20 protein-coding genes are annotated in these 23464 nt (G+C 64.1%); 10 read left to right on the forward strand and 10 right to left on the reverse strand.

What is annotated here, in order from left to right:
• The first annotated feature begins 243 nt into the window (after positions 1-243).
• Together HMPREF3227_RS13690 and HMPREF3227_RS04925 are read left to right on the forward strand one after the other, a co-directional pair.
• Entirely contained in the window at positions 244-648 is a 405-nt protein-coding gene (locus HMPREF3227_RS13690) for a hypothetical protein (protein WP_230383985.1), read from the forward strand.
• Between the two features lie 47 nt (positions 649-695).
• Positions 696-2267 (forward strand): Y-family DNA polymerase, encoded by a 1572-nt coding sequence (locus tag HMPREF3227_RS04925; RefSeq protein ID WP_066510769.1) that lies wholly within the window; start codon positions 696-698, stop codon positions 2265-2267.
• Here HMPREF3227_RS04925 and HMPREF3227_RS04930 read toward each other — a convergent pair.
• Positions 2264-2893 (reverse strand): AMIN-like domain-containing (lipo)protein, encoded by a 630-nt coding sequence (locus tag HMPREF3227_RS04930; protein ID WP_066484829.1) that lies wholly within the window; start codon positions 2891-2893, stop codon positions 2264-2266. The genes HMPREF3227_RS04925 and HMPREF3227_RS04930 overlap by 4 nt on opposite strands.
• 96 nt (positions 2894-2989) lie before the next feature.
• Between HMPREF3227_RS04930 and HMPREF3227_RS04935 the strand changes: the two genes are divergently transcribed.
• Positions 2990-3868 carry a sucrase ferredoxin gene (locus HMPREF3227_RS04935; RefSeq protein WP_066510975.1) on the forward strand — a complete coding sequence of 293 codons (879 nt, stop codon included), beginning with the start codon at positions 2990-2992 and terminating at the stop codon, positions 3866-3868.
• A 56-nt stretch (positions 3869-3924) separates the two neighbouring features.
• On the opposite strand, the gene HMPREF3227_RS04940 is transcribed toward HMPREF3227_RS04935, so the two are convergent.
• The 3 genes from HMPREF3227_RS04940 to HMPREF3227_RS04950 form a co-directional block, all read right to left on the reverse strand.
• Positions 3925-4602 carry a methionine ABC transporter permease gene (locus HMPREF3227_RS04940; protein WP_066484832.1) on the reverse strand — a complete coding sequence of 226 codons (678 nt, stop codon included), beginning with the start codon at positions 4600-4602 and terminating at the stop codon, positions 3925-3927.
• On the reverse strand, positions 4599-5642 hold the full coding sequence (locus HMPREF3227_RS04945) for a methionine ABC transporter ATP-binding protein (protein WP_231724972.1): 1044 nt from the start codon (positions 5640-5642) through the stop codon (positions 4599-4601). The genes HMPREF3227_RS04940 and HMPREF3227_RS04945 overlap by 4 nt, the downstream gene beginning before the upstream one ends.
• A gap of 211 nt (positions 5643-5853) precedes the next feature.
• Positions 5854-6732 carry a MetQ/NlpA family ABC transporter substrate-binding protein gene (locus tag HMPREF3227_RS04950; protein ID WP_066484834.1) on the reverse strand — a complete coding sequence of 293 codons (879 nt, stop codon included), beginning with the start codon at positions 6730-6732 and terminating at the stop codon, positions 5854-5856.
• A 130-nt stretch (positions 6733-6862) separates the two neighbouring features.
• Here HMPREF3227_RS04950 and HMPREF3227_RS04955 point away from each other — a divergent pair, with 130 nt between their 5' ends.
• Entirely contained in the window at positions 6863-10108 is a 3246-nt protein-coding gene (locus HMPREF3227_RS04955) for an error-prone DNA polymerase (RefSeq protein WP_066510978.1), read from the forward strand.
• Here the strand turns inward: HMPREF3227_RS04955 and HMPREF3227_RS04960 are convergent.
• Together HMPREF3227_RS04960 and HMPREF3227_RS04965 are read right to left on the reverse strand one after the other, a co-directional pair.
• Positions 10101-10427, reverse strand: a complete 327-nt coding sequence (locus tag HMPREF3227_RS04960; protein ID WP_156452970.1) for a hypothetical protein — start codon at positions 10425-10427, stop codon at positions 10101-10103. The genes HMPREF3227_RS04955 and HMPREF3227_RS04960 overlap by 8 nt on opposite strands.
• 160 nt (positions 10428-10587) lie before the next feature.
• Complete coding sequence (locus HMPREF3227_RS04965) at positions 10588-10782, reverse strand: hypothetical protein (protein WP_066484840.1); 195 nt, start codon at positions 10780-10782, stop codon at positions 10588-10590.
• 219 nt (positions 10783-11001) lie between these two features.
• Between HMPREF3227_RS04965 and HMPREF3227_RS04970 the strand changes: the two genes are divergently transcribed.
• The 3 genes from HMPREF3227_RS04970 to HMPREF3227_RS04980 are packed head-to-tail and all read left to right on the forward strand — an operon-like array spanning position 11002 to position 15073.
• Positions 11002-13140, forward strand: a complete 2139-nt coding sequence (locus HMPREF3227_RS04970; RefSeq protein WP_082723158.1) for a BCCT family transporter — start codon at positions 11002-11004, stop codon at positions 13138-13140.
• 38 nt (positions 13141-13178) lie between these two features.
• Complete coding sequence (locus HMPREF3227_RS04975; RefSeq protein ID WP_369814864.1) at positions 13179-13652, forward strand: PH domain-containing protein; 474 nt, start codon at positions 13179-13181, stop codon at positions 13650-13652.
• On the forward strand, positions 13649-15073 hold the full coding sequence (locus HMPREF3227_RS04980) for a PH domain-containing protein (protein WP_369814865.1): 1425 nt from the start codon (positions 13649-13651) through the stop codon (positions 15071-15073). The genes HMPREF3227_RS04975 and HMPREF3227_RS04980 overlap by 4 nt, the downstream gene beginning before the upstream one ends.
• A 91-nt stretch (positions 15074-15164) precedes the next feature.
• On the opposite strand, the gene HMPREF3227_RS04985 is transcribed toward HMPREF3227_RS04980, so the two are convergent.
• Positions 15165-15635 (reverse strand): tRNA (cytidine(34)-2'-O)-methyltransferase, encoded by a 471-nt coding sequence (locus HMPREF3227_RS04985; protein ID WP_066484846.1) that lies wholly within the window; start codon positions 15633-15635, stop codon positions 15165-15167.
• Between the two features lie 24 nt (positions 15636-15659).
• Here HMPREF3227_RS04985 and HMPREF3227_RS04990 point away from each other — a divergent pair, with 24 nt between their 5' ends.
• Positions 15660-16517 carry a bifunctional methylenetetrahydrofolate dehydrogenase/methenyltetrahydrofolate cyclohydrolase gene (locus tag HMPREF3227_RS04990; protein ID WP_066484849.1) on the forward strand — a complete coding sequence of 286 codons (858 nt, stop codon included), beginning with the start codon at positions 15660-15662 and terminating at the stop codon, positions 16515-16517.
• A gap of 13 nt (positions 16518-16530) precedes the next feature.
• On the forward strand, positions 16531-16923 hold the full coding sequence (locus tag HMPREF3227_RS04995; RefSeq protein WP_082723159.1) for a DUF3017 domain-containing protein: 393 nt from the start codon (positions 16531-16533) through the stop codon (positions 16921-16923).
• A 146-nt stretch (positions 16924-17069) separates the two neighbouring features.
• Here the strand turns inward: HMPREF3227_RS04995 and HMPREF3227_RS05000 are convergent, their stop codons facing one another.
• The 3 genes from HMPREF3227_RS05000 to HMPREF3227_RS05010 form a co-directional block, all read right to left on the reverse strand.
• A complete protein-coding gene (locus HMPREF3227_RS05000) occupies positions 17070-18218 on the reverse strand; it encodes a homoserine O-acetyltransferase MetX (protein WP_066484850.1) in 1149 nt (382 codons plus the stop codon).
• A gap of 437 nt (positions 18219-18655) precedes the next feature.
• Complete coding sequence (locus HMPREF3227_RS05005; protein ID WP_066510773.1) at positions 18656-19987, reverse strand: O-acetylhomoserine/O-acetylserine sulfhydrylase; 1332 nt, start codon at positions 19985-19987, stop codon at positions 18656-18658.
• 153 nt (positions 19988-20140) lie between these two features.
• A complete protein-coding gene (locus HMPREF3227_RS05010) occupies positions 20141-20356 on the reverse strand; it encodes a hypothetical protein (protein WP_066510778.1) in 216 nt (71 codons plus the stop codon).
• 500 nt (positions 20357-20856) lie between these two features.
• Here HMPREF3227_RS05010 and HMPREF3227_RS05015 point away from each other — a divergent pair, with 500 nt between their 5' ends.
• Positions 20857-23454 carry a nitric-oxide reductase large subunit gene (locus tag HMPREF3227_RS05015; protein WP_066510783.1) on the forward strand — a complete coding sequence of 866 codons (2598 nt, stop codon included), beginning with the start codon at positions 20857-20859 and terminating at the stop codon, positions 23452-23454.
• Positions 23455-23464 lie beyond the last annotated feature (10 nt).

Here is a 23464-nt window from a genome sequence, read left to right on the forward strand (position 1 = left end):
GCGGCCATGGAGTCTGGATCGGCGCTGGCGGGAAGCGGTGCGGCGGCTCGCGTGCTGCGTGCTGTGCCCGACGCGGAACCGCCGGTCGAGGGCGCTGACCTGCTGGAAGTGGGCGGCGATTTGGCGCGCTTGTTGCCGGGTGGCGGGCTGGAGCGCCGTGCGGTCACGGAGTTGAACGACTGTCCGGCGCTCGCAGTGGAACTGCTTGCGCGGGTTACGCGGGTGGGTGGGTTCGCCGCTGTTGTGGGGTGGCCCGAACTCTCTCTCGCACGGGTGATCGACGAGGGGGAAGCGGCGCGGATCATCGCGGTGCCGGACCCGGGTGCGCAGCCGTGGGAGGCCACGAGCGTGCTCGTTGAGGGTCTCGATCTTGTCATCCATCACGGCGCGGCCGCGGAGCTCAGCCCTACGCGGGCGCGCCCCATCTTAGCGAAGCTGCGTGCGGGGCATGCGGCGCTCGTCACGGTAGGCCCGCACCTGCCGGGCGCGCGGTTGACGTTGCGCGGTGAGGTGACGACCTACCGGGGCATCGGCCGCGGGGCGGGACGCATTCGCGGTGTGGACCTTGCGGTGACGGCGCGGACGAAGCGGGGCGAGCAGCGCGGCACCGTAACCGCCGGGCAGCGGCGCCGTTTGGAGCTCGTATGAGCGCGCCAGCAGTGCGCAGAAAGCGGCATGGCTCGCGCGCGGCGGGCATGCGTGTTGCGGCGCTGTGGTTTCCGGATTGGCCGGTGCAGGCCGCGGACTTGGACGAGGAGGTGGCGCCGGGCGTGGTTGCGGGGCCGGTGGCGGTGGCGGCGAACCATCACGTCGAGGTGTGCAACGGACCGGCGCGCGGGGCCGGCGTGCGGCGTGGCATGCGCGTGCGTCAGGCACAGGCGGTGTGCCCGGAGCTGGTCGTCCTCGATGCAAACCCGGAGCGTGACGGCGCGGTCTTTGGGGCGATTGCGGACTCGCTCGATGACGTGGCGTCCTCGGTGGAGATCCTGCGGCCGGGGCTGGTGATCGTGGACCTCGCGGCGGCGGGTGCGTTCCATGGTGGGGAAGATCGCGCGTTGGAGATGCTCATCGACGCCACCGCACGCGCGGGTGTGGATTGTCTTGTGGGCGCGGCGGACGAGATTGCCACGGCGCTCATCGCGGCTCGGCATGCCGGGCGCGGCGCGGTTGTCGCGGCGGGCGAGTCGCGGGAGTTTCTCGCGGGTGAACCGGTGGGCGTGCTCATCGCGGAAGCAGCGCTGGGCGTGGATGCGCGGCTCGTGGAACAACTGGGCAAGCTTGGCGTGCGACGTTTGGGCGAGCTCGCCGGGCTGCCGCGCGGGCAGGTTGTCACGCGCTTTGGACAGGCGGGTGCGAAGGCCCAGTCCATCGCGCAAGCCACGCCCGACCGTCGTGTCGCGCCGGAGCTGGCGGTCACGGAGCTGCGCGTGGGGCTTACCCCGGAAGAGCCCATCGAGCGTGTCGATGCCGCTGCATTCGCCGCGCGCCAACTCGCCAGCTTGTTGCATGGCAAGCTCGACGCGGCGGGACTCGTGTGCGTGCGCCTCGAGGTCGTCGCGGAGTTCACGAGCGGCCAGCGCCTGGAACGCGTGTGGCGCACGCGCGATGCCTTGGATGAGGAAGCGACGGCCAACCGGGTGCGCTGGCAGCTTGATGGGTGGCTGAGCACGGCGCGGGCGGCGGAGGCTGGGGGCATCGGAAGGCTGGAGCTTGTTCCGGTGGAAGTAGCGCCGCCGGAGGCGGGTGAGCTCTTTGGCGCGCGGACGAGCGATGAGCAGGTGCGGCGCGCGGTGGCGCGCGTACAGTCGCAGCTGGGCGTGGATAAAGTGCTGGTCCCGCGGCCGGCGGGCGGGCGCGGCGTGGCTGAGCGCGTGGAATTCGTGCCCTATGGCGAGGCGCGCGACCCGGCGCCACGGGGCACGTGGCCGGGCCGGATTCCGGGGCCGCTGCCGGCGCGGCTGGGTGGCGGCATGAACCATCCTGCTTCGCGTTTTTACCTGGTGAGCGCGAAAGATGAGCCGGTTATCGTTACGGCGGAGGCGGAGCTCAACGCCGAGCCCTATGCCGCGAAGTGGGGCGCGTACGTCTACCGCGTGGCGGGCTGGGCAGGGCCCTGGCCCGTGGATGCACAATGGTGGACGGCGGAGCCGGGAAGCCGAGTGGCGCGGCTGCAGCTCGTGGGACAAGCCGACGGCGAGGAGGTGCAGCGGGCGTGGCTGCTGTACTTCGCGCGCGGGGCGTGGCGTGTGGAGGCGGCCTATTTTTAGGACAGGATGTCGATGACCAGGCGCGTGGGTTCTTCGAGAGCCTGCACGGAGTAGGCGTGCTGGCCCTTGAGTCCGATGAAGAATTGGGAGCGGCCCTCAAAGGTGCCGACGGGGACGACTTGGGTGATAAAACCGCCGTGGCCGTCCGTGGTCTTCAGGCCGGGGTCGTCGTGGCCTACCTCGAAGGGGAGGACGGTGCCGTCGATGTTGACGTTGAGGGCGGCGTCGCCGTCGACCTTGACGGTGTTGCCGGAGCCCTGCTGCGTGGGGCGGTCCGTAAAGTCGATGAACCAGCCCGGCGTGCCGGTGCCTTCGAGATCAAAGACGACGCGCTCGAAGCCCTCGTGCTTGCCCGTGCGGATATTGGTGACGAGCAGCTGACTAGGCGCGCCGGGGCGCTCCGTCTTGAGGGTGGTGTTGGCGTCTCCCAAGGGAGTGAGTCCGGCGCCGGTATTCCCGGACTCGGCGGACGCGGCCATCGTCTTCAGCGTGGTGCTGGCAGACGAGGCCTCGTGTGCGGCCGGAGTGCTGGTGGGAGCGGCGGAGCATGCGGTGAGAGCCAGGACGCAGGCGGCGCCGAGAGCACACGCGAGTGCGGCGGACGGAGTGGCCTGAGAGGGATGCATTCCTCCACCGTAAAGGTTCACTGGAGAAAGCGAAAATTACTATCGTGAGAAAGCACATTTCTTAACCGGATTGTTGTCAAAGCTATGCTGGGGGACATGACTTCCACGCACAACTTGTGCTCCGACGCGTACCTGCACGGCGATCCGGAGCCGCTGCCCGGTACCGCGAAGCAAGAGTCCGTCTATGTTCTCTTTGAACAGCCAGGCCGGTGGTCGCACGACATTATGGACGGCCACACGTTTGGCGAGGAGCTCACGGCGCAACTCAAAGCGAAGATGAAGGGCCAGGCTGGCCTGCAGCTCATTCGCCTGCCAGGTCGTGAGGGCCGTGACGTCGGTAAGTTGCACCGTTGCTACCTCGTGTGGGCGAAGGAGCAGGTGATGGAGCTGCTCCTGCTGGAAAAGCCGGAAGACATGCTCGACCTGGATCTCACCGGTCCGGGCCGCAATGGCGGCGAGCCTGTCGATACCCCCTTGGTGCTGGTATGCACGCACGCCAAGCGCGACCAGTGCTGCGCTATCAAGGGCCGTCCGCTCGCTGCGGCGCTCAACGAGGAATTCCCCGGCAAGATGGTCTGGGAAGCCTCGCATATGAAGGGTCACCGCTTCGCGCCGACGCTGCTGCTTATGCCGTGGGCGTACTCCTTTGGCCGGCTCAATGAGGAGGCGGCGCGCCAGATGACGCGTGCGGCGCTGCGCGGCGAGATGTTTGTTCCCGCCAATCGCGGCTCCGGCCTGCTGCCCCCGCGCGGGCAGGTGGCGGAGCTGGCTGTCGCGGCCATGATCACGGGGCTGCACTACGGCGAACTCGAGGTGGTAGACCCCGGCGAGGGTGCCGTCACCGTGCGCCACCCGGATGGGCGTGCGTGGCGTGTGACGCTTACCCAGCGCGAGGTTTACGGGATTGTCTCCTCGTGTGGGGACGAGCCGAAGACGTCGCAGGCGTGGGTCGCGGATTCCGTAGAGGCGCTCTAGAACGAAGCGCGGCCCCGTCCTCGTGTGAGGGCGGGGCCACGCGCATGCGCGGGGACTTAGCGGCGCATGATCTTGGCGGAGAGCCAGTTGCCGAAGAACTGGGCTGCTTGGACCATGACGATGATGATAAGCGTCGCGACGACGGTGACTTCCCAGTCGAAGGAGCGGTAACCGTAGACGATGGCGAAGTCACCCAGGCCGCCGCCGCCCACGTAACCGGCCATCGCGGACATGTCGATGATGCCGATGAAGAGGAAGGCGTAGCCGAGGACCAGCGGGCCGAGGGCCTCGGGGACGATGACGGAAGTGATGATCTTCCAGGGGCTCGCCCCCATGGCGCGGGCGGCCTCAATAACGCCCGGGTCAATAGCCATGAGGTTTTGCTCGACGATGCGCGCCACGGCGAAGGTCGCAGCGATGACCATGACGAAGGTCGCGGGGTTACGGCCGATAGACCCGCCCATGACGGCAACGGTGAGCGGCTGGACGAAGGCCAGCAAAATGATGAACGGGATAGGGCGGACGAAGTTCACCGCGACGTTGATGAGGAAATAGATGAACTTGTTTTGCAGGATTCCGCCGGGGCGGGTGGTATAGAGCAGGACGCCCAACGCCAGGCCCAGGATGCCCGCCACGAGAAGCGTGACGGAGACCATGATGAGCGTGTCGACGATGGCGGTGACGAGGGTATCGCCTAGGCGATCCCAGTCTGCGGCGAGGGTGGTGACGGTCATCGCTGAATCTCCTCAATGTCGGTGGTGCGGGCAAGCGTGGCGTAGAACTCCTCGATGGCGGCGTCGGGGCCGTTGAGGCGGACCGTCACCTTGCCAAAGGAATGCCGCTGCAGCGTCGTGATGCCGCCGTGGACGATGGCGATGGTCACTCCAGCTTCGGCGAGCTTCGCCGCGGCGGTAAAGAATCCGGAGTGTTCGGTGAGGTTGACGGTAAACAGGCGTCCCTCGTGGGCGAGTAGGTCATCGGCCTCGACGAGGTCCGGGGTATTGCGCAGCGAGGTTGACACGAACTTCGCGGCGGTGTCCGTCTGCGGGTGCGAGAAAACCTCGTAGACCGAGCCGTTTTCGACGACGCGGCCGTTTTCCATGACCACGACGTGGTCCGCGATGGAACGCACGACCTCCATCTCGTGAGTGATGACGACGATGGTGATGCCTAGTTCCTTGTTGACGCGGCGCAGGAGTTCGAGGACCTCGTGCGTCGTGGTGGGGTCGAGGGCGCTCGTCGCCTCGTCTGCGAGCAGCAGGGAGGGGTTGACCGCAAGCGCACGAGCGATGCCCACGCGCTGCTTCTGGCCGCCGGAGAGCTGCTCCGGGTAGTTGCCGCCCTTATCGGCCAAGCCGACGAACTCGAGAAGTTCCTTGACGCGCTTGGTGCGCTCGGCCTTGGGCATGCCCGCCAGCTGCAGCGGGTATTCGATATTGCCTGCCGCGGTGCGGGAGGTGAGCAGGTTGAACTGCTGGAAGATCATGCCGATGTCGCGGCGGATGGTGCGCAGCTTCTTCTCCGGCAGGCCCACGATGGATGTGCCGTCGAGGAGCACGTCACCGGAGGTGGGCGTGTCGAGGGCGTTGATCATGCGCACGAGCGTGGACTTACCGGCACCGGAGTAGCCGATGATGCCAACGATCTGTCCGGGCTCGATGGCGAAGCTGACGTCCTGCAACGCGGCGGTTTCGGTCTTCTTGTTCTTGAAGACCTTGCTCAAGTTGCGGAACTCGACGCGCGTGCCGTGGCGTTGCGGCAAAGATGTGGTCACGAGTGGGGTCCTTTATGGGTTCAAACTATGGGTGTTCTTGTCGGGCTTTGAGTGTGCCCGACGCGGCTGACAATGTCGACTGCAGCGTCACTACAGCGTCTGCTGCACCGTATTTAACAAGAAGACGGTGGTGAAAAGGGGCGCGACCCCCGGTGCGTGCGCAGGGAGCCGGGGGTGCGGGAGTGAAAGGGGAAGGGGAGAGGGGTCGGGACTAGAGCTGCTCAGTGAGACGGTCGACGATGGCCTTGAGCTCCTCCGGGGTGCGCTCGACCTCAACCGAGGTGCCCTTGGAGTCCTCGGAGACGGCTGCCTGGACGGCATCGGAATGCCAGACCTCGGCGAGCTTGGTGATGTTTTCGTTGGTGGCGTCCTCGGCGCGAACGACGAAGGCGTTGATGTAGGGCTCGGCCTCTTCGGAGTTTGGGTCATCCTGGAAGACGGAGGTCGTCGGGTCGATGCCGGCGCGGTCGAGGAACGAGTTATTGATGATCGCCGGGGTGCCCTCGCCGTAGGCGGCCGGGGTCTGGGCGGCATCGACGGCGGTGACCTTCACCTTGGAGGCGCCCTCGTCGATATCGGCGATGGCCGGGGTAATGAGGCCTTCCTTCTTCAGCTTGACCAGGTCAGCCTGGACGAGCACGTTGATGGCGCGGCCCTGGTTGGTGGAGTCGTTCGGGATAACGATTTCCTGGCCCTCGATGCCGTCGAGGGAGTCGTGGTCCTTCCAGAACAGGGCGAGCGGAACGATCTCGGTGGCGACGATCGGCACGAGGTCGGTGCCGTTGGCCTTGTTGTACTCGGAGAGGAACTTGAGGTGCTGGAAGTTGTTGGTATCCAGGGCGCCCTGGTCGAGGGCCTGGTTCGGGGTGGTGTAATCCGAGAAGTTCTGGATTTCGACCTTGAAGCCTTCCTTCTTAGCTTCGTCCTCGAAGGCGGCCCAGGCCTTCTTGGAGGCATCCGTCGTGCCGACCTTGATGGTGGGGTTATCGCCGGAGGCGGAATCCGACGAATCGGAGGAAGAGCAGGCGGCGAGGCCGGTGGCGGAAATGGCCACGGCGGCGGTGGTGGCGAGAACGCGACGGAGGAACATGATGGAGACTTTCTTACTTGGGGTAATTTGCTGTTGCTCAACGTAGCAACGAACGAACCGCTTTGTCTATCCCGGGTCGGACGAACGGAAAGTTTTGATTGGAACGAGTTTTCGAAATATCATGTGGCGCATGAGGTTCAATGGAGGCGAGGCGCTGCCGTGGTCACGCGTGGAGCGCATCCTGTCCGGCCGCCCTGGGCCTACGCCCGTGCCTGCCGATGCCCCCTCGGCGCTCGAGGTGACTCTCGCCGGGGCTTCCGATGCCGCCGCGCGGGGCCGCGCGCAGGGTCCCGCCTTTGCGGAGCTCCATGCCGTTTCGTCCTACTCTTTCCTTGACGGTGCCTCGGAACCAGAGGATATGGTTGCCCGCGCGCTGGAGCTGGGGCTCTCGGGGCTCGCGATCCTGGATAGGGACGGTTTTTATGGCCTTATGAAGTTTGTGGAAGCCGCAGCGGAGGCGGGTTTACCGGCGGTCTATGGCGTGGAGCTCTCGGTCGAGCGGGCGCCTGGCGACACGGCGCGCGGCACGCGGCCGGTGGGGATTGTGGCGACGGAAGGTCGGCGGCTCACGGTGCTCGCGCGCACGCCGGAGGGGTACCGGCGGCTGAGTCGACTCGTCGCCCGCGCGCGCATGGATGCGCGCGCAAAAGGCGAGGTTGCCTACCCGCCGCTCGAGGCGATTCTGGACGATCTGGGGGAGGAATGTCTCTATCTTCTGGGCCACGAGTGGATTGACTCTTTCGATATCTTTAGCGAAAGAATAAAAATAGACAGCTTGGTTTTGGAGTATGTCTGCGAGCAGCTGCCGGAGGACGCGGACCGCCACGCGGCGCTCGACGAGCTGCGCGACCGTCGGCCCGGGCTGCGCGCCATCGCGACGGCGCGGCCCGCGGCGGCGACCCGCGATCGCGCGCGGCTGGCCGGTGCAAAGCGGGCGCTTGCGCGCCGCAACTCCGTGGGCGAGGCGGAGCCTAATGCGCATCCCATGGGGGCGAGCTGGATGCGCGGCGGAGCGCAGATGGCGAAACTGCTGCCGGGGCGCCCCGAGCTGCTCGCGGAAACGCTGCGCGTGGTGGAGGAGTGCTCCTTTACGTGGACCTCGCTCGCCCCGCGTCTGCCGGACTATGGCGTGCCGGAGGGGCACACGGAGATGTCCTGGCTCGAGCACCTCACGTGGGAACGTGCCGAAGTCCGCTACGCTTCGCGTGACGCCGATATTAGGGAACGGGCGTGGACGCAGATCGAGTATGAGCTGGGGGTCATCGAGAAGCTCGGCTTCCCAGGCTACTTCCTCATCGTCTGCGACCTCGTGGACTTCTGTAAGAAGACGAATATCCTGTGTCAGGGTCGCGGCTCGGCGGCGAATTCCGCAGTGTGCTTCGCGTTGGGCATCACCAACGCCGAGCCGATTTCCGCGGGCCTGCTCTTCGAGCGCTTTCTCTCGCCGGACCGTGACGGCCCGCCCGATATCGATATCGACATCGAGTCAGGGCGGCGCGAAGAAGTCATCCAGTATGTCTACGAGTCACACGGGCGCGAGCGCGCGGCGCAGGTCGCCAACGTCATTACGTACCGGCGCAAGGGCGCCACGCGCGACGCGGCCCGCGCGCTGGGCTACCCGCAGGGCACCGCGGACGCATGGGCCAAGGGCAAGGGCGAGCCGCCGGAGAACGTGCGGCAGCTTGCGGAACAATTCAAGGGACAACCGCGGCACCTGGGCATTCACTCCGGTGGCATGGTGCTGTGCGACCGGCCGATTTCGGACGTCGTGCCCATGGAGTGGGCGCGCATGGAAGCTCGCTCGGTCCTGCAATGGGATAAGGATGACTGCGCGGCGGCGGGGCTCGTGAAGTTCGACCTACTGGGCTTGGGCATGCTGGAAGCTCTGCATCACATGCTCGATCTGGTGGAGGAAACGACCGGACGCGTGGTCAACCTGTGGGAGCTGGACCTCGCGGACGGGGAAGTCTACGACATGCTCTGCCGCGCGGATGCTGTGGGTGTGTTCCAGGTTGAGTCGCGCGCGCAGCTGTCCACGCTGCCGCGCCTGAAACCGCGGCGCTTCTTTGACCTCGTGGTGGAGGTGGCGCTCATCCGACCGGGCCCCATCCAGGGCGGCTCGGTGCACCCGTACCTGCGCCGCCGCGATGGGATTGAGCCGGTGACGTATGAGCACCCGGTGCTCGAGAAGTCGCTGGGCAAGACACTGGGCATTCCGCTGTTCCAAGAGCAGCTCATGCAGATTGCTGTCGACGCTGCGGGATTTTCCGGTGCGGAGGCCGACAGCCTACGCCGCGCGATGGGCTCCAAGCGCTCGCCGGCGACGATGGCAGCGCTGCGCGACCGCTTCTACACCGGCCTGCGCGAGACCAACGGCATCACGGGGCAGAGCGCGGACACGCTGTGGAACAAGATTGTGGCGTTTGCGGCTTACGGCTTCCCGGAATCGCACTCGCAGTCTTTCGCCTCGCTCGTCTATTTCTCGGCGTGGTTCAAGCGCTACTATCCGGCGCAGTTCTGCGTTGGCCTGCTGCGCGCGCAGCCCATGGGCTTTTACTCGCCGCAATCGCTGATCCAAGACGCGCGGCGGCACGGGATTTCGATCTTGCCGGTGGACGTCAATGCGTCGGGCAAGGAAGCCCGCGTCGTGCCGGTCGAAGGCTCTGCCAGCGGCTTTGGCATCCGCGTGGGCCTCAACCTGGTCAAAGGCTTGGGTGGGAAGGCTGCGGAGCGGGTGGAGGCGGCATCGGCAAGCGCGGCGTTTGTGGATATCTCAGACCTTGCACGCCGGGCGGACCTTAATGTCGAGCAGGTCGAGGCGCTTGCGACCGCGGGCGCGCTGGATTGCTTCGGCGTGGACCGCCGCCAGGCGCTGTGGCAGGCGGGCGTGGCCGCGACGGAACGCACCGGGATGTTGCCGGGGCTCTCCGCGATTGAGGCGCCGTCGCTGCCGGGGATGAGCGCGTTCGAGCTCATGGCCACGGACATTGCGGCGACCGGGGTGACGGCTGACCATCAGCCCATGGATTTCGTGCGCGCGAACCTAGAACTGCGCGGCGTGCTCACGGCGCGCGACCTCAAGCGTGTGGAGGATGGCTCGCGCGTGCGGATCGCGGGGATTGTCACGCACCGCCAGCGGCCGCAGACCGCGTCCGGCGTGACCTTCTTTGGACTGGAAGACGAGACGGGGTTGCTCAACGTCATGGTGACGCCCGGGCTGTGGGCGCGGCATAAGACGCTCGCGCGCACGGCGCGGGCGCTCGTCGTGCGCGGCATCGTGCAGAATGCCTCGGGGGCGGTGACCGTGGCCGCGGACAAACTCGAGCCACTCGAATTATCCGAGTGGCTCTCAAGGGGGTCGCGGGACTTTAGATAGTGGCGGGTGTAGAGTCGGCGCGCTCGTCTGCGCTCATGCCCAGCGAGATGGTGCCGAGCTGGGTTAGCGAGACTCCAAACATAAGCACGCCAGCGAGCATGCCCACGGAGCGGAGTACTTCTGGCCACGGGATGTCTGAACCAGTGAGATTGAGGAGCGGGAGGAATAGCAGCGCTACCATAAGTCCGCCCAGAACGAAGAGAGCGAAGCTCAACGAATGGGTGCGCGCGCGATCGATGCGTGCACGCTGGTATTCGTCAGCGAAACCGGGATCCGAATTGTCTTTGCCAATAGTCTTTTGGAGACCTCCAATCGCCACTGACATGAGGATTATGCCAAAGACTCAGAGATATACGGCCCACTCCATCTCGAGGGAATTGAGCGCGACTGCAACAAGTAGCGGGACGAGGGAAACAAGTGCAAGGTGCAAGAAGGTCTGACGTGACATGGTCGTTTCCTTTGAACTAGGCGGGATGAGGTTATTCGGAGGAGATGAGCTCGTCGCGGTTGATTTTTCCGGCGAGGGAGCGGGTGACGGTGAAGGGGACGAAGGCGAGCTGGGCGCAGATGAGCTTGAAGTAGATGTGCGCGACGAAGACGCCGTCCATGAAGCCGGTGAGGCGGGCGCTGACCGCGATGAGGCCGGTAACGATGAGGAGCCCGATGCTCGCCATGAGCGCAGCGCGGAGACCATCGTTGCGGGCCTCGGCGAGGCGCTGGAGCTCGTACTCGTCGAGTGCCTCGGGGCGCGAGCCACAGGGACGGGCATTCGGGGCAGAAGCAATGTGTCTGTATTTAGGGAAACTGCAGCGTTTGGGTGTGTGCGCTGCAGATTTTCGTTAGCCTGAATGGGTAAGGAGTTAGTAGACCAATCATGGAAAAGCTTTCACGCAATGAATAGAGACAGCAGTAAGAAAAATTCTGACGGCGTCTCGGGGGTCTCGAATTCCTCCGGTGACCAAGCCGATGACCGCGCGTCGAACTTTGAACGCAACGCGCACGCCAGCCCGCGGGCCGATGCCCACGGGCTGAAACCAGCGACCACGGTGGAGCCCACCGTGGCGGACCGCAGCCGCACGCGCACCGCCAAGCGGATTCTCAAAGACATCATTTATCCGCACAATATCCACCCGGCGCTGGTGCCTGGCGTGTCCATCGACTCACAGAAAGTGCGCTACGGCGTGGATAAACCCATCCTCTTCGTCGTGGGTGGCCTCATCATCGCCTTCGTCGTCTGGGGTGTGGCCAAGCCACAACAGGTCTTTGACATCTCGTCTACGGCTCTGACCTGGGTCATGCACAACTTCGGGTGGGTCTTCACCACGCTCGCCGCCGGACTCTTGTTCTTCCTGCTCTACCTCGCGGTGTCGAAGTACGGGCGCATCCCGCTTGGCGTCGACGGCGAGGACGTCGAATACTCGACGGTGAGCTGGGCGGCGATGCTCTTCGGTGCCGGGATCGGCATCGGCATCATCTTCTTCGGTCCGTTCGAGCCGCTCACGTACTACCTCTCGCCGCGGCCGGGCGCTTATGAGGCGGCATCGGAAGAAGCAATCATGGGTTCGCTCGCCCAGGCTGCCATGCACTGGGGCATCAACGCGTGGGCCATCTACGCCGTGGTCGGCCTCGCCGTCGCGTACGTGTCCTATCGGCGCGGACGCGTGCCGCTCATGAGCTCCATCCTCATGCCGCTGTTCGGTGCGAAATCCACAGACTCGTGGCAGGGCCGCATCATTGATGGTCTGGCTATTATCGCCACGCTCTTCGGTACCGCGGCCTCCCTGGGCATCGGCGCCATGCAGATCTCCCAGGGCGTCACAGTCGTCTCTGGGTGGTCACCGACGGGCAACGCGCTCGCCATCGGCATCATCGTTGTCTTGTCCATTGGCACCATCATCTCCGCCGTGTCCGGCGTTGCCAAGGGCGTGCGCTGGTTATCTAATATCAACCTGGCACTCGCGCTCGTCCTCGCTCTGTTCTTCTTTATTGTCGGCCCTACCGCGTTCCTCGCCAACGTGCTGCCCGCGACGATCATCGAGTACATCTCCAAGTCTCCGGAAATGCTCAGTGCGAATATGGGCCAGGGCGAGGACATGCAGGAGTTCCTGTCGAGCTGGACCACCTTCTACTGGGCTTGGTGGGTGTCCTGGTCGCCCTTCGTGGGCGTGTTCGTGGCGAAGATTTCGCGCGGGCGCACCATCCGTCAGTACGTCTTCGGCGTGCTGTTTATCCCGTCGTTTATCATCGTTGCGGCGTTTACCATTCTGGGCGGTACGACCATGTGGATACAGCGCACGCAGGGCACCATCGCGCCGGATGGCACGGCGGACTCCATGCCGGCTGCGGCGGAGATCTTCTTTATCGTGCTCGACCACCTGCCGGGCGCGCAGTTCATCGCACCGGTGGTCGTCGTCATGCTCGCCGTCTTCTTCATTACGACGGCGGACTCCGCGTCCCTGGTGAACTCCCAGCTTTCGCAGCGGGGCAACCCACATCCCAAGAAATGGGTGACCATCTTCTGGGTGGCGTGTATGGCGGGCATCGCCGTCGTTATCCTCGTCGCCGGTGGCCAGCAGGCGCTGCAGGGCCTGCAGAACTTCATCACCGTCACGGCGTTGCCGTTCGCGTTCATCATCGTGCTCATGGTCGTCGCTCTCATTCGTGAGCTGCGCTTTGATCCAGCCGTCATTCGCCAGTCTTACGAGGAACACGCACTTGCCAACGCCGTGGTTCAAGGCGTGCGCGAGCACGGCGACGACTTCGCGCTTGCCGTCGAGCCCACCGAGCCTGACTCGGAGTACGCGGCCGGCGCCGATTTCGACTCCACCTCGGAAGAAGCCACCGAGTGGTACGTGCGCACGGACGAGGAAGGCACGCCCATCCCCTACGACTACGAGGAGGGTGAGTACATCTCCGAAGAAGAAGCACGTGAGCGTGGGCACGCGGATATCCAGGACGTTGTCGAGGCGATGGGGGAGGATACCGCCGCGACTGACAGCGTCGCGGAGGAAGACTCTGGCAACCAGAAGTAGCGCGAAGAAAACACTGGCCTTTTGCTAGTGTGACCATCATGAATCCTGTCGTTCCGCCGAATATGAATGCGGTCTCGCCCGCGCTGGTGAAGGTGCGCTATATCGTCAACCTCACGTGGACTGTCCTTTGTGCGGTGACGTGCGTGGTGGCGGCGTACTTCTGGGGACCGTGGTGGCACATCGGTACGGCCTTCTTCGCCGTGCTCTTCGTATGGCTGCTGTGGCTCATTCCGGCGCAGGTGTGCAACATGGGATGGCTCGAGACTGAGGATGAGCTGCTCATTACCAAGGGCAAGTTGTGGCACAAGTTTACGGTCGTGCCTTATGGCCGCATTCAATTCGTCGATGTCACGGCGGGGCCTGTGGCGCGGGCCTATGGGATGAAGACGGTGAAGCTGCACACGGCATCGGCAGGCACGGACGCCACCATTAAGGGATTGCCGGCAGAAGAAGCTGACGCCTTGCGCGAACGGCTGGCAGTCCAAGCACGCGAGAGGATGAGCGGGCTGTGAGCCGTCACGCGCGTGGCCGCATGCCGGTCGACGAGGAGAGTTTCCGCCGCGTCCATCGCCTCACGCCGTTGCTGCGGTTCTGGTCGCTCATCCTGGCCATCGTCGCGATCTTTATCCTCAACTTCAACCTAGAGATGGTCGCGGACTTCGTGACCTACCTGCGCGACGGCCACTGGCGGGACATGGGGCGCGACTCGCTGCTCACCCTCGCGGGTTTTGTCGTGGTGTGCGTCGTCATCTGGTTCGTGAGCGAGCTGTGGTGGCGCAAGCTGGGCTTCAAAATCGACGAAGAAGAGGTATCGCTGCGCCACGGCGTGCTGTCTAATTCCTTCCGTTCGGCGCGCTATGACCGCATTCAAGCCGTCGACGTCGTCGAGTCCGTCATCGCCCGCATCTTCGGACTGGCGCAGGTGCGCGTGGAAACCGCCGGCGGCACCGCGTCGGTTATCCAGATTGGGTATCTGCCCAAGCCCGAGGCGGAGGAGGTGCGCCGCGAGGTCTTGGCGCACGTGCATGCGCGACCCATGGCGGACGGCGGTGCGGTGACAGAGTCGGAGGACGCGGAGCACTCGGCGGTCTTGCCGGAGATTCCCATTGGCCGCACGCTTCTCGCAGAGGCCCTGCGACCCGGCACCCTCGTGATGGTCGCCGTGGCTTTCGGCCTGCTTGCGTTACCGGTGGCGAATGCCTCGGTTATCCCCATCATCGTTGGTTTCGTGCCGTCTATGTGGAATCTCGTCGACACCTCGTGGCGTTTTAGCGCGCGCCTCGACGCGGACCGTGGCGTCCTCAACGTGAACTATGGTCTGGCGGATAGGCGCCGGCAGGCTATTCGTCTCTCGCGCATCCATGGCGTGCGCGTGTCCCAGCCGTGGACGTGGCGGCCTTTCGGCTGGTACGAGGTGCACGTCTCCGTCGCTGGCTATGGCACGGCAGGCGGCAAGCAGTCGGGTTCCACGCGCATCGTCCCGGTGGGCACGCGCGAGCAGGCGCTCGCGATGTTCGCGGTGGTCTCCGATCTCTCGCCTGCGGAGATCGACGCCGTAGCCCTGCCAGAAGGCCATACCCAGCCCACGTTTACCTCGCCGCGCCGGGCCTGGTGGGCGTCGCCCATGGACCGTGCGCGCCAGTCGGTGACCCTGCATGAGGGCGTAGCCATCGTCCATCGCGGGCGGCTCACGCGCCGGGTCATGGCCGTCGCGTTGCCGCACATCCAGGAGGTCACCTATAAGGCGGGGCCGCTCGCGCAGCTGCTCACAGTGGGCACGGTGCGCTTCGAGCTCGTCAACGGTCCCGTGAAGATGGCCGCCGAAGAGCTCGAGCCTGCCGATGCCGCCCTCCTCATGGAGCGCCTGCGCGCCCGGCGTCTGCCGGAGCTCGCCGCCGTGCCCGAGGCCGGGGACGGCGAGCCAGAAGCCTAAGACGGTGAGCTTTACTCCGGCGTGGATTCGGGCTTGTGCTTGAGGGTGTCCTCCCACGCGCTGATCTTGCGCAGAGCACGTCGAGGCGGGACTAGACAGCTCCCTCAAAGCCCAGCTGGCGCCACGCCTCGAAGACGGCGGTCGAGGCGGCGTTCGACAGGTTCATCGAGCGACGCGCGGGCATCATCGGAATGCGGACCTGCTCGGTGATGCGTGGGTGCTCGAGATGTTCCTTGGGCAGGCCGGTGGGCTCGGTGCCAAAGAGGAGCACGTCGCCGTCGCGGTACTCGACATCGGTGAACCACTTGGTGGTGTGCGTGGTAAAGGCAAAGACGCGCGCGCCGGGTAGGGCATCCATGCAGGCCTGGAAGTCCTTGTGGATCTGTAGATCTGCCAGGTCGTGGTAGTCGAGGCCAGCGCGTTTTAAGTGCTTGTCATCGAAGTTGAAGCCCAGCGGCTCAATGAGGTGGAGCGTGGCACCGGTGACGGCGGCGGTGCGAATGGCATTGCCCGTATTAGTAGGAATGACGGGGTTATCAAAGACGATGTGCAGCTGGCTCATAGTGCTCAGTCTAGGATGGTGGGCATGAGCGCTACCAAACTAGACGGCACCCTGTACCGCGACGAGATCTTTGCAGACCTGGCCACTCGTGTGGCGAAGCTCAAGGAGCAGGGGGTGACCCCGGGCCTGGCGACGGTCCTCGTGGGCGACAACCCGGGCTCCCATTCCTACGTGAAGATGAAGCACCGTGACTGCGAGCAACTGGGCATCAACTCCATCCGCAAGGATCTGCCGGAGGAAACCACGCAGGAAGAACTCGAAGCTGTCATCGACGAGCTCAACGCGGATCCGAACTGCACGGGCTACATCGTGCAGCTGCCGCTGCCCAAGCACCTCGACGAAAACAAAATCCTCGAGCGCATCGATCCAGACAAGGATGCCGATGGCCTCCACCCGGTGAACCTGGGCAAGCTGGTTCTCAATGAGCCGGCCCCGCTGCCGTGCACCCCGAACGGCTGCATCCACCTGCTGCGCCGCTACGGCGTGGAGCTTGATGGCGCCAAAGTCGTCGTCATCGGCCGTGGCGTCACGGTCGGCCGCCCTATCGGCCTCATGCTCACCCGCCGCAGCGAGAATTCCACCGTCACGCTGTGCCACACCGGCACGAAGGACCTTGCCGCGGAGACCCGCGAGGCGGACGTCATCATCGCTGCCGCCGGCAAGGCACACATGCTCACCGCGGACATGGTCAAGGAAGGCGCGGCCGTGCTCGACGTCGGAGTCTCCCGCGTCGACGGCAAGCTCGCTGGCGACGTGGCCGAGGACGTCTGGGAGAAGGCCGGTTTCGTCTCCCCGAACCCGGGCGGCGTGGGCCCTCTCACGCGTGCGTTCCTTGTCTACAACATCGTCGAGCGTGCCGAGCAACTTGCTGCCCAGGCCTAAGAGCGTGCACGGCATGGAGCCACAGCGCGACCAGCACGACCCGCGCCGCTCGGTTGCTCGTTCCGCGTCTGCGCAGACGACTCCGGAGGGGCTGTCCCTGGCTAATCCGCACGACATCGGTCTCAAGGCCTCGCGGCTGCCGAGCACCGTGCAATGGGTGATGATTGGGATCTTCGTCGTGTTGGTGGCGGCATCGGCAGGCTTTGCTGCGTTTGAACACTGGCGGCGTGCGTCCTTTGCGCTGGGTACTGGGCTGCTGTGGCTCACCGTCGTGCGTCTGACCTGCGACTCAGAGCGCGTGGGAATTCTCGCGGTGCGTTCGCGCCACTTTGACGCCGTCTTCACCGCAGCTGTGGGCGCGGCGATGCTTTTCCTGTCGACGTCGGTGGACGCGCTGGGGAGTTAGTCGTGCTGTAAGCGCGTCATGGTGGCTATCGATCGCAAGTGGACCCAGATTCAGCTTCAGGCGCGTGAGGCACTCGCGCGTTTCGGCGTGAAGTTCTAGGCGCGCGGCAGCACATGCTCCGGAGAGTGTGAGTGCGGCGTCGGCGATTAGATGTAGTATTCGTCGCCGACGTAGGCCGGGCCGAAGTTCAGGCCATCCGGCGCGGAGAGCGTGAGGAAGTTGCGCAGGATGCGGTCCATCTGGCGTGTCTCGGTGAGGAAGGCGTCGTGACCGACCGGGGAGACGACCTTCGCCATGGCGAGGAGATTGCCGAGGTTGCGGGAGAGGTGTTCCTGCTGGTGGTAGGGGTACAGAATGTCTGTGTCCACGCCGACGACCATGGTGGGAACTTTGCTTTGGGCGAGCGCTTTGATGAGTCCGCCGCGGCCGCGGCCGATGTCGTGGCGGTTGAGGGATTCCGTGAGCGCAACGTAGCTGCCGGCATCGAAGCGATCGGCGAGACGAGCGCCCTGGTAGTCCAAGTAGGAGTTCACGGCGAAGCGTTGGTCGTTGCTGCGGTAGGGACCCAGAGGATTTTCGCCGCGCTGGGGCTGGGCGCCGAAACGCTCGTCGATTTCCTGCTCACCGCGATAGGTGAGGTGCGCGATACGGCGGGCGGCGGCGAGGCCGTCGCCGGGGACTTTGCCGGTGGAGTAGTAATCGCCGCCGACCCAATTCGGGTCGCGCACGATGGCGGAAATCTGTGCGGTTTGAATGCCTATCTGCCAGCCGGAGGCACGCGCGGACACGGCGATGACGCAGGCGGCGTCCATCTTTTCGGGATAGAGCAGCGTCCATTCCAGCGTGCGGGCACCGCCCATGGAGCCGCCGATGACGGCGTGGACGCGGTGAATGCCGAGCGCGTCGAGGAATTGCTTTTCCGCCTGGACTTGGTCGCGAATGGAAAGTGCCGGGAAGCGTGAGCCCCAGGTGCCGCCGTCCGGGTGTTTGCTGGCGGGGCCGGTAGAGCCCTTGCAGCCGCCGATGACGTTGGTGCATACGACGCACCAGCGCGTGGTGTCGAGCGCCTTGCCAGGTCCGATGAGATCGCCCCACCAGTCCGCTGCGTCGGAGTCGCCAGTGAGCGCGTGCTCGATGAGGAGGACGTTATTGGCGCCATCCGGGTCGCCGGCGAAAGCACCCCAGTGCTGATAGGCAATGGTCGCCGCAGGGATTTCGGCGCCCGCCTCAGTCCGCAGGGTTCCGATATCGGTGAAGGCGAGCTCGCCTTCGAGCGCGAACGTGGGGTACGACATCTAGCGGCGATCCTTTCTGCGGAGGGGCGAATCGATTTCATGGCGAAACCCGGATTGAGTGTCCAGGCGTCTGGTTCAAAGTGTAGATGAACCGCTTGGTCTGTTTTGGTATTAGATTCATGTGCGGTAGCGGCGGCGTGCTGTCGTGACGGAGCGGCGGACGTTGGCGATACTTGGAGTGGATGACTTTTCCTCATGAACGCGCGCAGCGTCAATGGCCAAGTCCCCGTCGAGAGCATCGCGAAGGAGTGGGTCGAGACCCTCGACCTGTAAGCAACCTTGACGCAGAAATCCCGCCGCTCGCGTTTCCCAGGACGCGAGCGGCGGGACTTTTGTGGCACGCGCGGCCTCCAGGAGGAGCGGCCGCGGAAGAAAGCGGGGCCAGCATGAGCCGGCCGATGTCCAGCGTTTGCCGACCGTTGGCTGGTGAGGTGCGGTTAGGCGATGGCCGCGAAGCCCAGCTCGAGGTCGGCGAGGATGTCCTTGATGTCCTCGATGCCGACGGACAGGCGAATGGTGGCCTGGTTGATGCCGGCGACGCGCAGGCCCTCTTCGTCCGACTGGGAGTGCGTGGTGGTGGCCGGGTGGACGACGAGCGAGTGGGTGTCGCCGATGTTGGCCAGGTTAGAGTGCAGCTTCAGGGCGTCGATGAAAGCCCATGCGACCTCCTTGGCGTCGCGCTCGCCCGGGGCGATGTCGAAAGAGAGAACGGAGCCGGTGTACTCGGCACCGATCTTTTCCTTGACCGCCTTGTACGGGGAGTCCGCGAGGCCCGCGTAATTGACCTTGGCGACCTTGTCGTGGCCAGCGAGGTACTCGGCGACGGCCTGCGCGTTCTCGTTGTGCTTGCGCACGCGCAGGGAGAGGGTCTCCAGGCCGGTGAGGGTGAGCCAGGCATTGAACGGGGAGACGGCCGCGCCGGTGTCGCGGAGCAGGCCCGCACGAGCCTTGAGGGCGAACGCCGGGGCGCCGAGCTCGGCGTACTTGAGGCCGTGGTAAGCCTCATCCGGCTCCACGAAATAGGGGAAGACGGGCTTGCCGTCGCGCTCGACGGTCCAGTCGAACTTACCGCCGTCGACGAGGATGCCGCCCACGGCGGAACCGGAGCCGGAGTAGAACTTCGTGGTGGAGGCGACGACGACGTCGGCGCCGAGTTCCAGCGGGCGAACAAGCGCCGCGGTGGCGATCGTGTTGTCGACGATGAGCGGAACATGGTGCTTGTGAGCGACCTCGGCGACGGCTGGGATATCGAGGACGTCAGCGATGGGGTTGCCGAAGGTCTCACCGTAGAAAGCCTTGGTATTCGGTTGGACGGCCTTCTCCCACTCGGCCGGGTCATCCGGGTTCTCGAGGAGGGTGACGTCGATGCCCAGGCGCTTCAAGGTGACGGCGAACAGGGTGGTGGTGCCACCGTAAAGGCGCGCGGAGGAGACGATGTGGTCGCCGGCAGAAGCGACGTTGAGGATGGCGGCGGTCTCAGCGGCCTGGCCGGACGCGAAAGCCACGGCGGCGACGCCGCCTTCCAGGGCTGCGATGCGGCGCTCGAGGGCGTCCACCGTCGGGTTGGTCAGGCGAGTGTAAATCGGGCCTGCATCCGAGAGGTTAAAGCGAGCGGCAGCGTGCTCGGCGCTGTCGAAGACGTAGGACGTCGTCTGGTAAATCGGAATGCTGCGCGAGTTCGTCGAGCCATCCAGATCCTGCCCTACGTGGAGGGCACGGGTTTCGATGGACCAGTCGGCGAAGTTGGTGTTGTCATATTTCGTAGTCATGCCAGAAACACTAGACCAAGCTGTCCAAACGTGGCCAAGGATTCCAGGAGTTCCGCGCATTTCACCCGGTAGGGGTACGAATAAAATTAGACCGAGCGGTAAATAGATACGCTCGATCTAGGGCTCCGCAGGGAGAGGGATGGAGTGTGGCCGCTACTGGGCGGCGGAGCTCTTCTTGCGGTTCTGGATGAGGTACCAGATGCCCAGGATGGCGCCGAAGAGGATGAGGGTTGAGGCGACGAAGACGACGGCGACGAGCATGGTCTCGTGCGGGTCGTTGAGGAAGATCATGGACACGATGGCTGCGAAGAAGATGGCGGCAAAGAGGGTGATGACCCAGTTGCGCTTGGTGTGTTCTGCGAAGTTCATGATCCAAATAATACGGCTTTTTCGGTTTAATTCAATATCTCGGCCGCGCGATTGGAAAAGTTTCCTATATGGCCACTAGTGACCAAAGTCATATATTCGGGGCTATAAGTTGAATAATGAAGTTAAATTATCCGGGTTCTACCGTAAAAATTGCAGCGAGCGGGATTGGTGTGGCTACATCCTTTGGGGTGTGAATGGTCACTCTGTTCGTGCGTCAACGCGCGCTCTACCTCTTTCGGTTGACTTCATTTGTGGCAGTGGAAGTGCCGCGCTCTATTTAAAACTGGATTTTCCGTTCATAATTATCCGTGGTGGACTCCGTCCTTGGGGCCCATGAATATCTCTAATGCACCGCGCTCTCGCTCGTTCCGTGTGCATCGTGTGAGTACAACCGCGTGAGTACAGCCGTGTGAGTACAACACTGAGCACAACGCTGTATCTCATTGGTGTGCACGGCGACGTGGAAGCGGTGTTCACTATCTGAATCGACAGGAAGATACATGTCTATCACCACTAGCAGCGAAGACCGGTCCAAGCCGGTACTGAAGCTGAGTAGCGTGTGGGTGCAGGGTGTCGCTCTCGTCATGATCTTTGGCTTCTTGGTCATGGGTTTCTTGGCGTACCGTACCTACACCGCCTCAATGCCCCTGCCCGACAAAATCGTGTCACAGTCGACCGGCGAGACCATCCTGACTAAGGAAGAGATCCTCAACGGCCAGGCTCTGTACCAGGCTCGTGGTTTGCAGCAGTATGGCTCAGTCATGGGCCACGGCGCGTACCTCGGCCCCGACTACACTGCAGAGTACCTGCGCATGGCGGCCGACAAGGCGCGCGAACTCAATGACCAGAACGGCTACCCGGACTTCATTGATGAAAACGTCACGCCGGAACAAGCGGTCATCGACGAATTCCGTACCAACCGTTACAACGAGGACACCAAGGTTCTCGAGTGGACGGACAACCAGATTGCTGCCTTTGAGTCCAACAAGGCCTATTACGCCAAGTACTTCGGCGAGGATTCCCATGAAAAGGGCCTTCCTTCCGAGTTCATCACCGATGACAAGCAGATCAACAACCTGGTCGGTTTCTTTGGCTGGACCGCGTGGGCCTCGGCCGCTGAGCGTCCGGGCCACGATTACTCCTACACCAACAACTGGCCTGCTGAGCCGCGTGTGGATAACGGCCCGACCGCTGACCTCGTCGTGTGGTCTGTGCTCTCGCTCATCGCGCTCATCGGCGGCACCGGCCTCATCTTCGCCATCTACGGCCGCTGGTCCAAGTCCATCGGCTGGCACGCAGAAGAGGCTCCGAACCTTGACTTCACTCAGCCGAGCGAGGTGGGTCTGACCAAGTCCCAGAAGGTTGTCGCCTGGTTCGTCCTCGTCATCGTCTTACTCTTCCTCATCCAAGCCCTCCTAGGCGCGGCCTCGCAGCATTACCGAACCGAGCTCACTGGCTTCTTCGGCATCCCGTTGCAGGAGATCCTCCCGTACAACGTGTCGCGTACCTGGCACCTGCAGCTGTCCCTGCTGTGGACCGCAGGTGGTTTGCTTGCCGCCGGTATCTTCATTGCATCCTTCGTGGGCAAGAAGGAACCGAAGGGCCAGCACTGGCTCGTGTGGTTCCTGCTCGGCGCGATCGCCTTTGTTGTCTTCGGCTCGATGGCCTTCGAGTGGCTGTCCACCATGGGCTACATCAAGGAAGGCACGCTGTTTTCTCAGCAGTGGGAGTTCCTTGACCTGCCTCGCTTCTTCCAGGTGCTCCTCACCGTGGGCATGTTCGTGTGGATCTTCATCCTCTTCCGCCAGCTGCGTGGCCGTTTGAAGACTGAGAACAAATCCAACATGCCGTGGATGTTCTTCTACGCCGGCATTGCCATCCCGGCGTTCTACGCCGTGGGTAACTTGGCTGGCTCGGAGACGCACATCTCCGTCGCCGAGTTCTGGCGCTTCTGGGTCGTCCACCTCTGGGTGGAGGACTTCCTTGAGCTGTTCACCACCGTGATGGTGGCCTACGTCTTCGTCCTCCTGGGCGTCATTCGCGAAAAGATCGCCCTGGGCATTATCTTCCTCGACATCATCCTGTACTCCACGGGTGGCGTCCTGGGTACCATGCACCACCTGTACTTCTCCGGTACGCCGGTCGAACACATGGCTCTCGGTGCCTTCTTCTCCGCAGCCGAGGTCGTCCCGCTGACCTTGCTTACCGTAGAGGCCTGGACCTTCATGCAGCTCGGTTCCCGTCAGCGTGCCTCAGGCGAGCGTCCGTTCCCGCACCGCTGGGCCGTCATGTTCCTGGTTGCCGTGGGCTTCTGGAACTTCCTGGGCGCCGGTATCTTCGGCTTCCTGGTCAACCTGCCTATCGTCTCCTACTACGAAATCGGTACGGCGCTTACCGCCAACCACGCGCACGGCGCCATGATGGGTGTCTATGGCTTCCTGGCCCTCGGCCTGTCTGCCTTCGCCCTGCGCTACCTCATCCCCAAGGACAAGTGGTCAGATAAGGCCATGGCATGGTCCTTCTGGCTCACCAACCTGGGTCTGCTGTGGATGGTTGTCATTTCCCTTCTGCCGCTCGGCATCATGCAGCTCTACGAGTCTGTTGCTTCCGGGTATGTCGAGGCACGCTCCCTGGGCTACATCACGGAGCCGGGCAACTTCATCATGGAGTGGCTGCGTATGCCGGGTGACGTCATGTTCCTTGCCGGTATCTTCCCGTTCCTGTGGATGGCGCTCAAGGGCGTGCTCTACAACAAGGAGATCCCCACCATCGAGGAGCACCCGACCGATCCGCTCTTTAGCATCATCGCTCCGGATGACGATGACCACGCCGGTGAGATTCCGGTCGGCTCCTCCGTGGGCCTGGTCTCTGGTGGCAAGGGCCGTGTCGACGATCGTCGCCGCGTGGCTGGCCGGAAGTACGGCTACATCGACGAGCGCGGTGCGTTCGTTGAGGAAGTCGATCCGGATTCCGGTCGCGGCGACTCGGCGGCCTCCGGTCCGCAGGATCCGAAGTTCGATTCCCGCACGAAGTGGGGCGGCACCTACGGGTCCGACAAGCGTAACGGTGCTGACGGCACCGACGCTGATAAGAAGTAAAAGAAAGGCA

This window comes from Corynebacterium sp. CMW7794, assembly GCF_001563605.1.
Lineage (GTDB): Bacteria > Actinomycetota > Actinomycetes > Mycobacteriales > Mycobacteriaceae > Corynebacterium > Corynebacterium phoceense.

What these genes read in the sequence shown, in the direction of transcription:
- HMPREF3227_RS04935 (WP_066510975.1), top strand. Translation starts at nt 2,990, where the DNA reads ATGACTTCCACGCACAACTTGTGCTCCGACGCGTACCTGCACGGCGAT.
- HMPREF3227_RS04930 (WP_066484829.1), bottom strand. Translation starts at nt 2,893, where the DNA reads ATGCATCCCTCTCAGGCCACTCCGTCCGCCGCACTCGCGTGTGCTCTC.
- HMPREF3227_RS04990 (WP_066484849.1), top strand. Translation starts at nt 15,660, where the DNA reads ATGAGCGCTACCAAACTAGACGGCACCCTGTACCGCGACGAGATCTTT.
- HMPREF3227_RS05000 (WP_066484850.1), bottom strand. Translation starts at nt 18,218, where the DNA reads ATGTCGTACCCCACGTTCGCGCTCGAAGGCGAGCTCGCCTTCACCGAT.
- HMPREF3227_RS04950 (WP_066484834.1), bottom strand. Translation starts at nt 6,732, where the DNA reads ATGTTCCTCCGTCGCGTTCTCGCCACCACCGCCGCCGTGGCCATTTCC.
- HMPREF3227_RS05010 (WP_066510778.1), bottom strand. Translation starts at nt 20,356, where the DNA reads ATGAACTTCGCAGAACACACCAAGCGCAACTGGGTCATCACCCTCTTT.
- HMPREF3227_RS04940 (WP_066484832.1), bottom strand. Translation starts at nt 4,602, where the DNA reads ATGACCGTCACCACCCTCGCCGCAGACTGGGATCGCCTAGGCGATACC.
- HMPREF3227_RS04985 (WP_066484846.1), bottom strand. Translation starts at nt 15,635, where the DNA reads ATGAGCCAGCTGCACATCGTCTTTGATAACCCCGTCATTCCTACTAAT.
- HMPREF3227_RS04925 (WP_066510769.1), top strand. Translation starts at nt 696, where the DNA reads ATGCGTGTTGCGGCGCTGTGGTTTCCGGATTGGCCGGTGCAGGCCGCG.
- HMPREF3227_RS04955 (WP_066510978.1), top strand. Translation starts at nt 6,863, where the DNA reads ATGAGGTTCAATGGAGGCGAGGCGCTGCCGTGGTCACGCGTGGAGCGC.
- HMPREF3227_RS04970 (WP_082723158.1), top strand. Translation starts at nt 11,002, where the DNA reads ATGAATAGAGACAGCAGTAAGAAAAATTCTGACGGCGTCTCGGGGGTC.
- HMPREF3227_RS05005 (WP_066510773.1), bottom strand. Translation starts at nt 19,987, where the DNA reads ATGACTACGAAATATGACAACACCAACTTCGCCGACTGGTCCATCGAA.
- HMPREF3227_RS05015 (WP_066510783.1), top strand. Translation starts at nt 20,857, where the DNA reads ATGTCTATCACCACTAGCAGCGAAGACCGGTCCAAGCCGGTACTGAAG.
- HMPREF3227_RS04975 (WP_369814864.1), top strand. Translation starts at nt 13,179, where the DNA reads ATGAATCCTGTCGTTCCGCCGAATATGAATGCGGTCTCGCCCGCGCTG.
- HMPREF3227_RS04965 (WP_066484840.1), bottom strand. Translation starts at nt 10,782, where the DNA reads ATGGCGAGCATCGGGCTCCTCATCGTTACCGGCCTCATCGCGGTCAGC.
- HMPREF3227_RS04995 (WP_082723159.1), top strand. Translation starts at nt 16,531, where the DNA reads ATGGAGCCACAGCGCGACCAGCACGACCCGCGCCGCTCGGTTGCTCGT.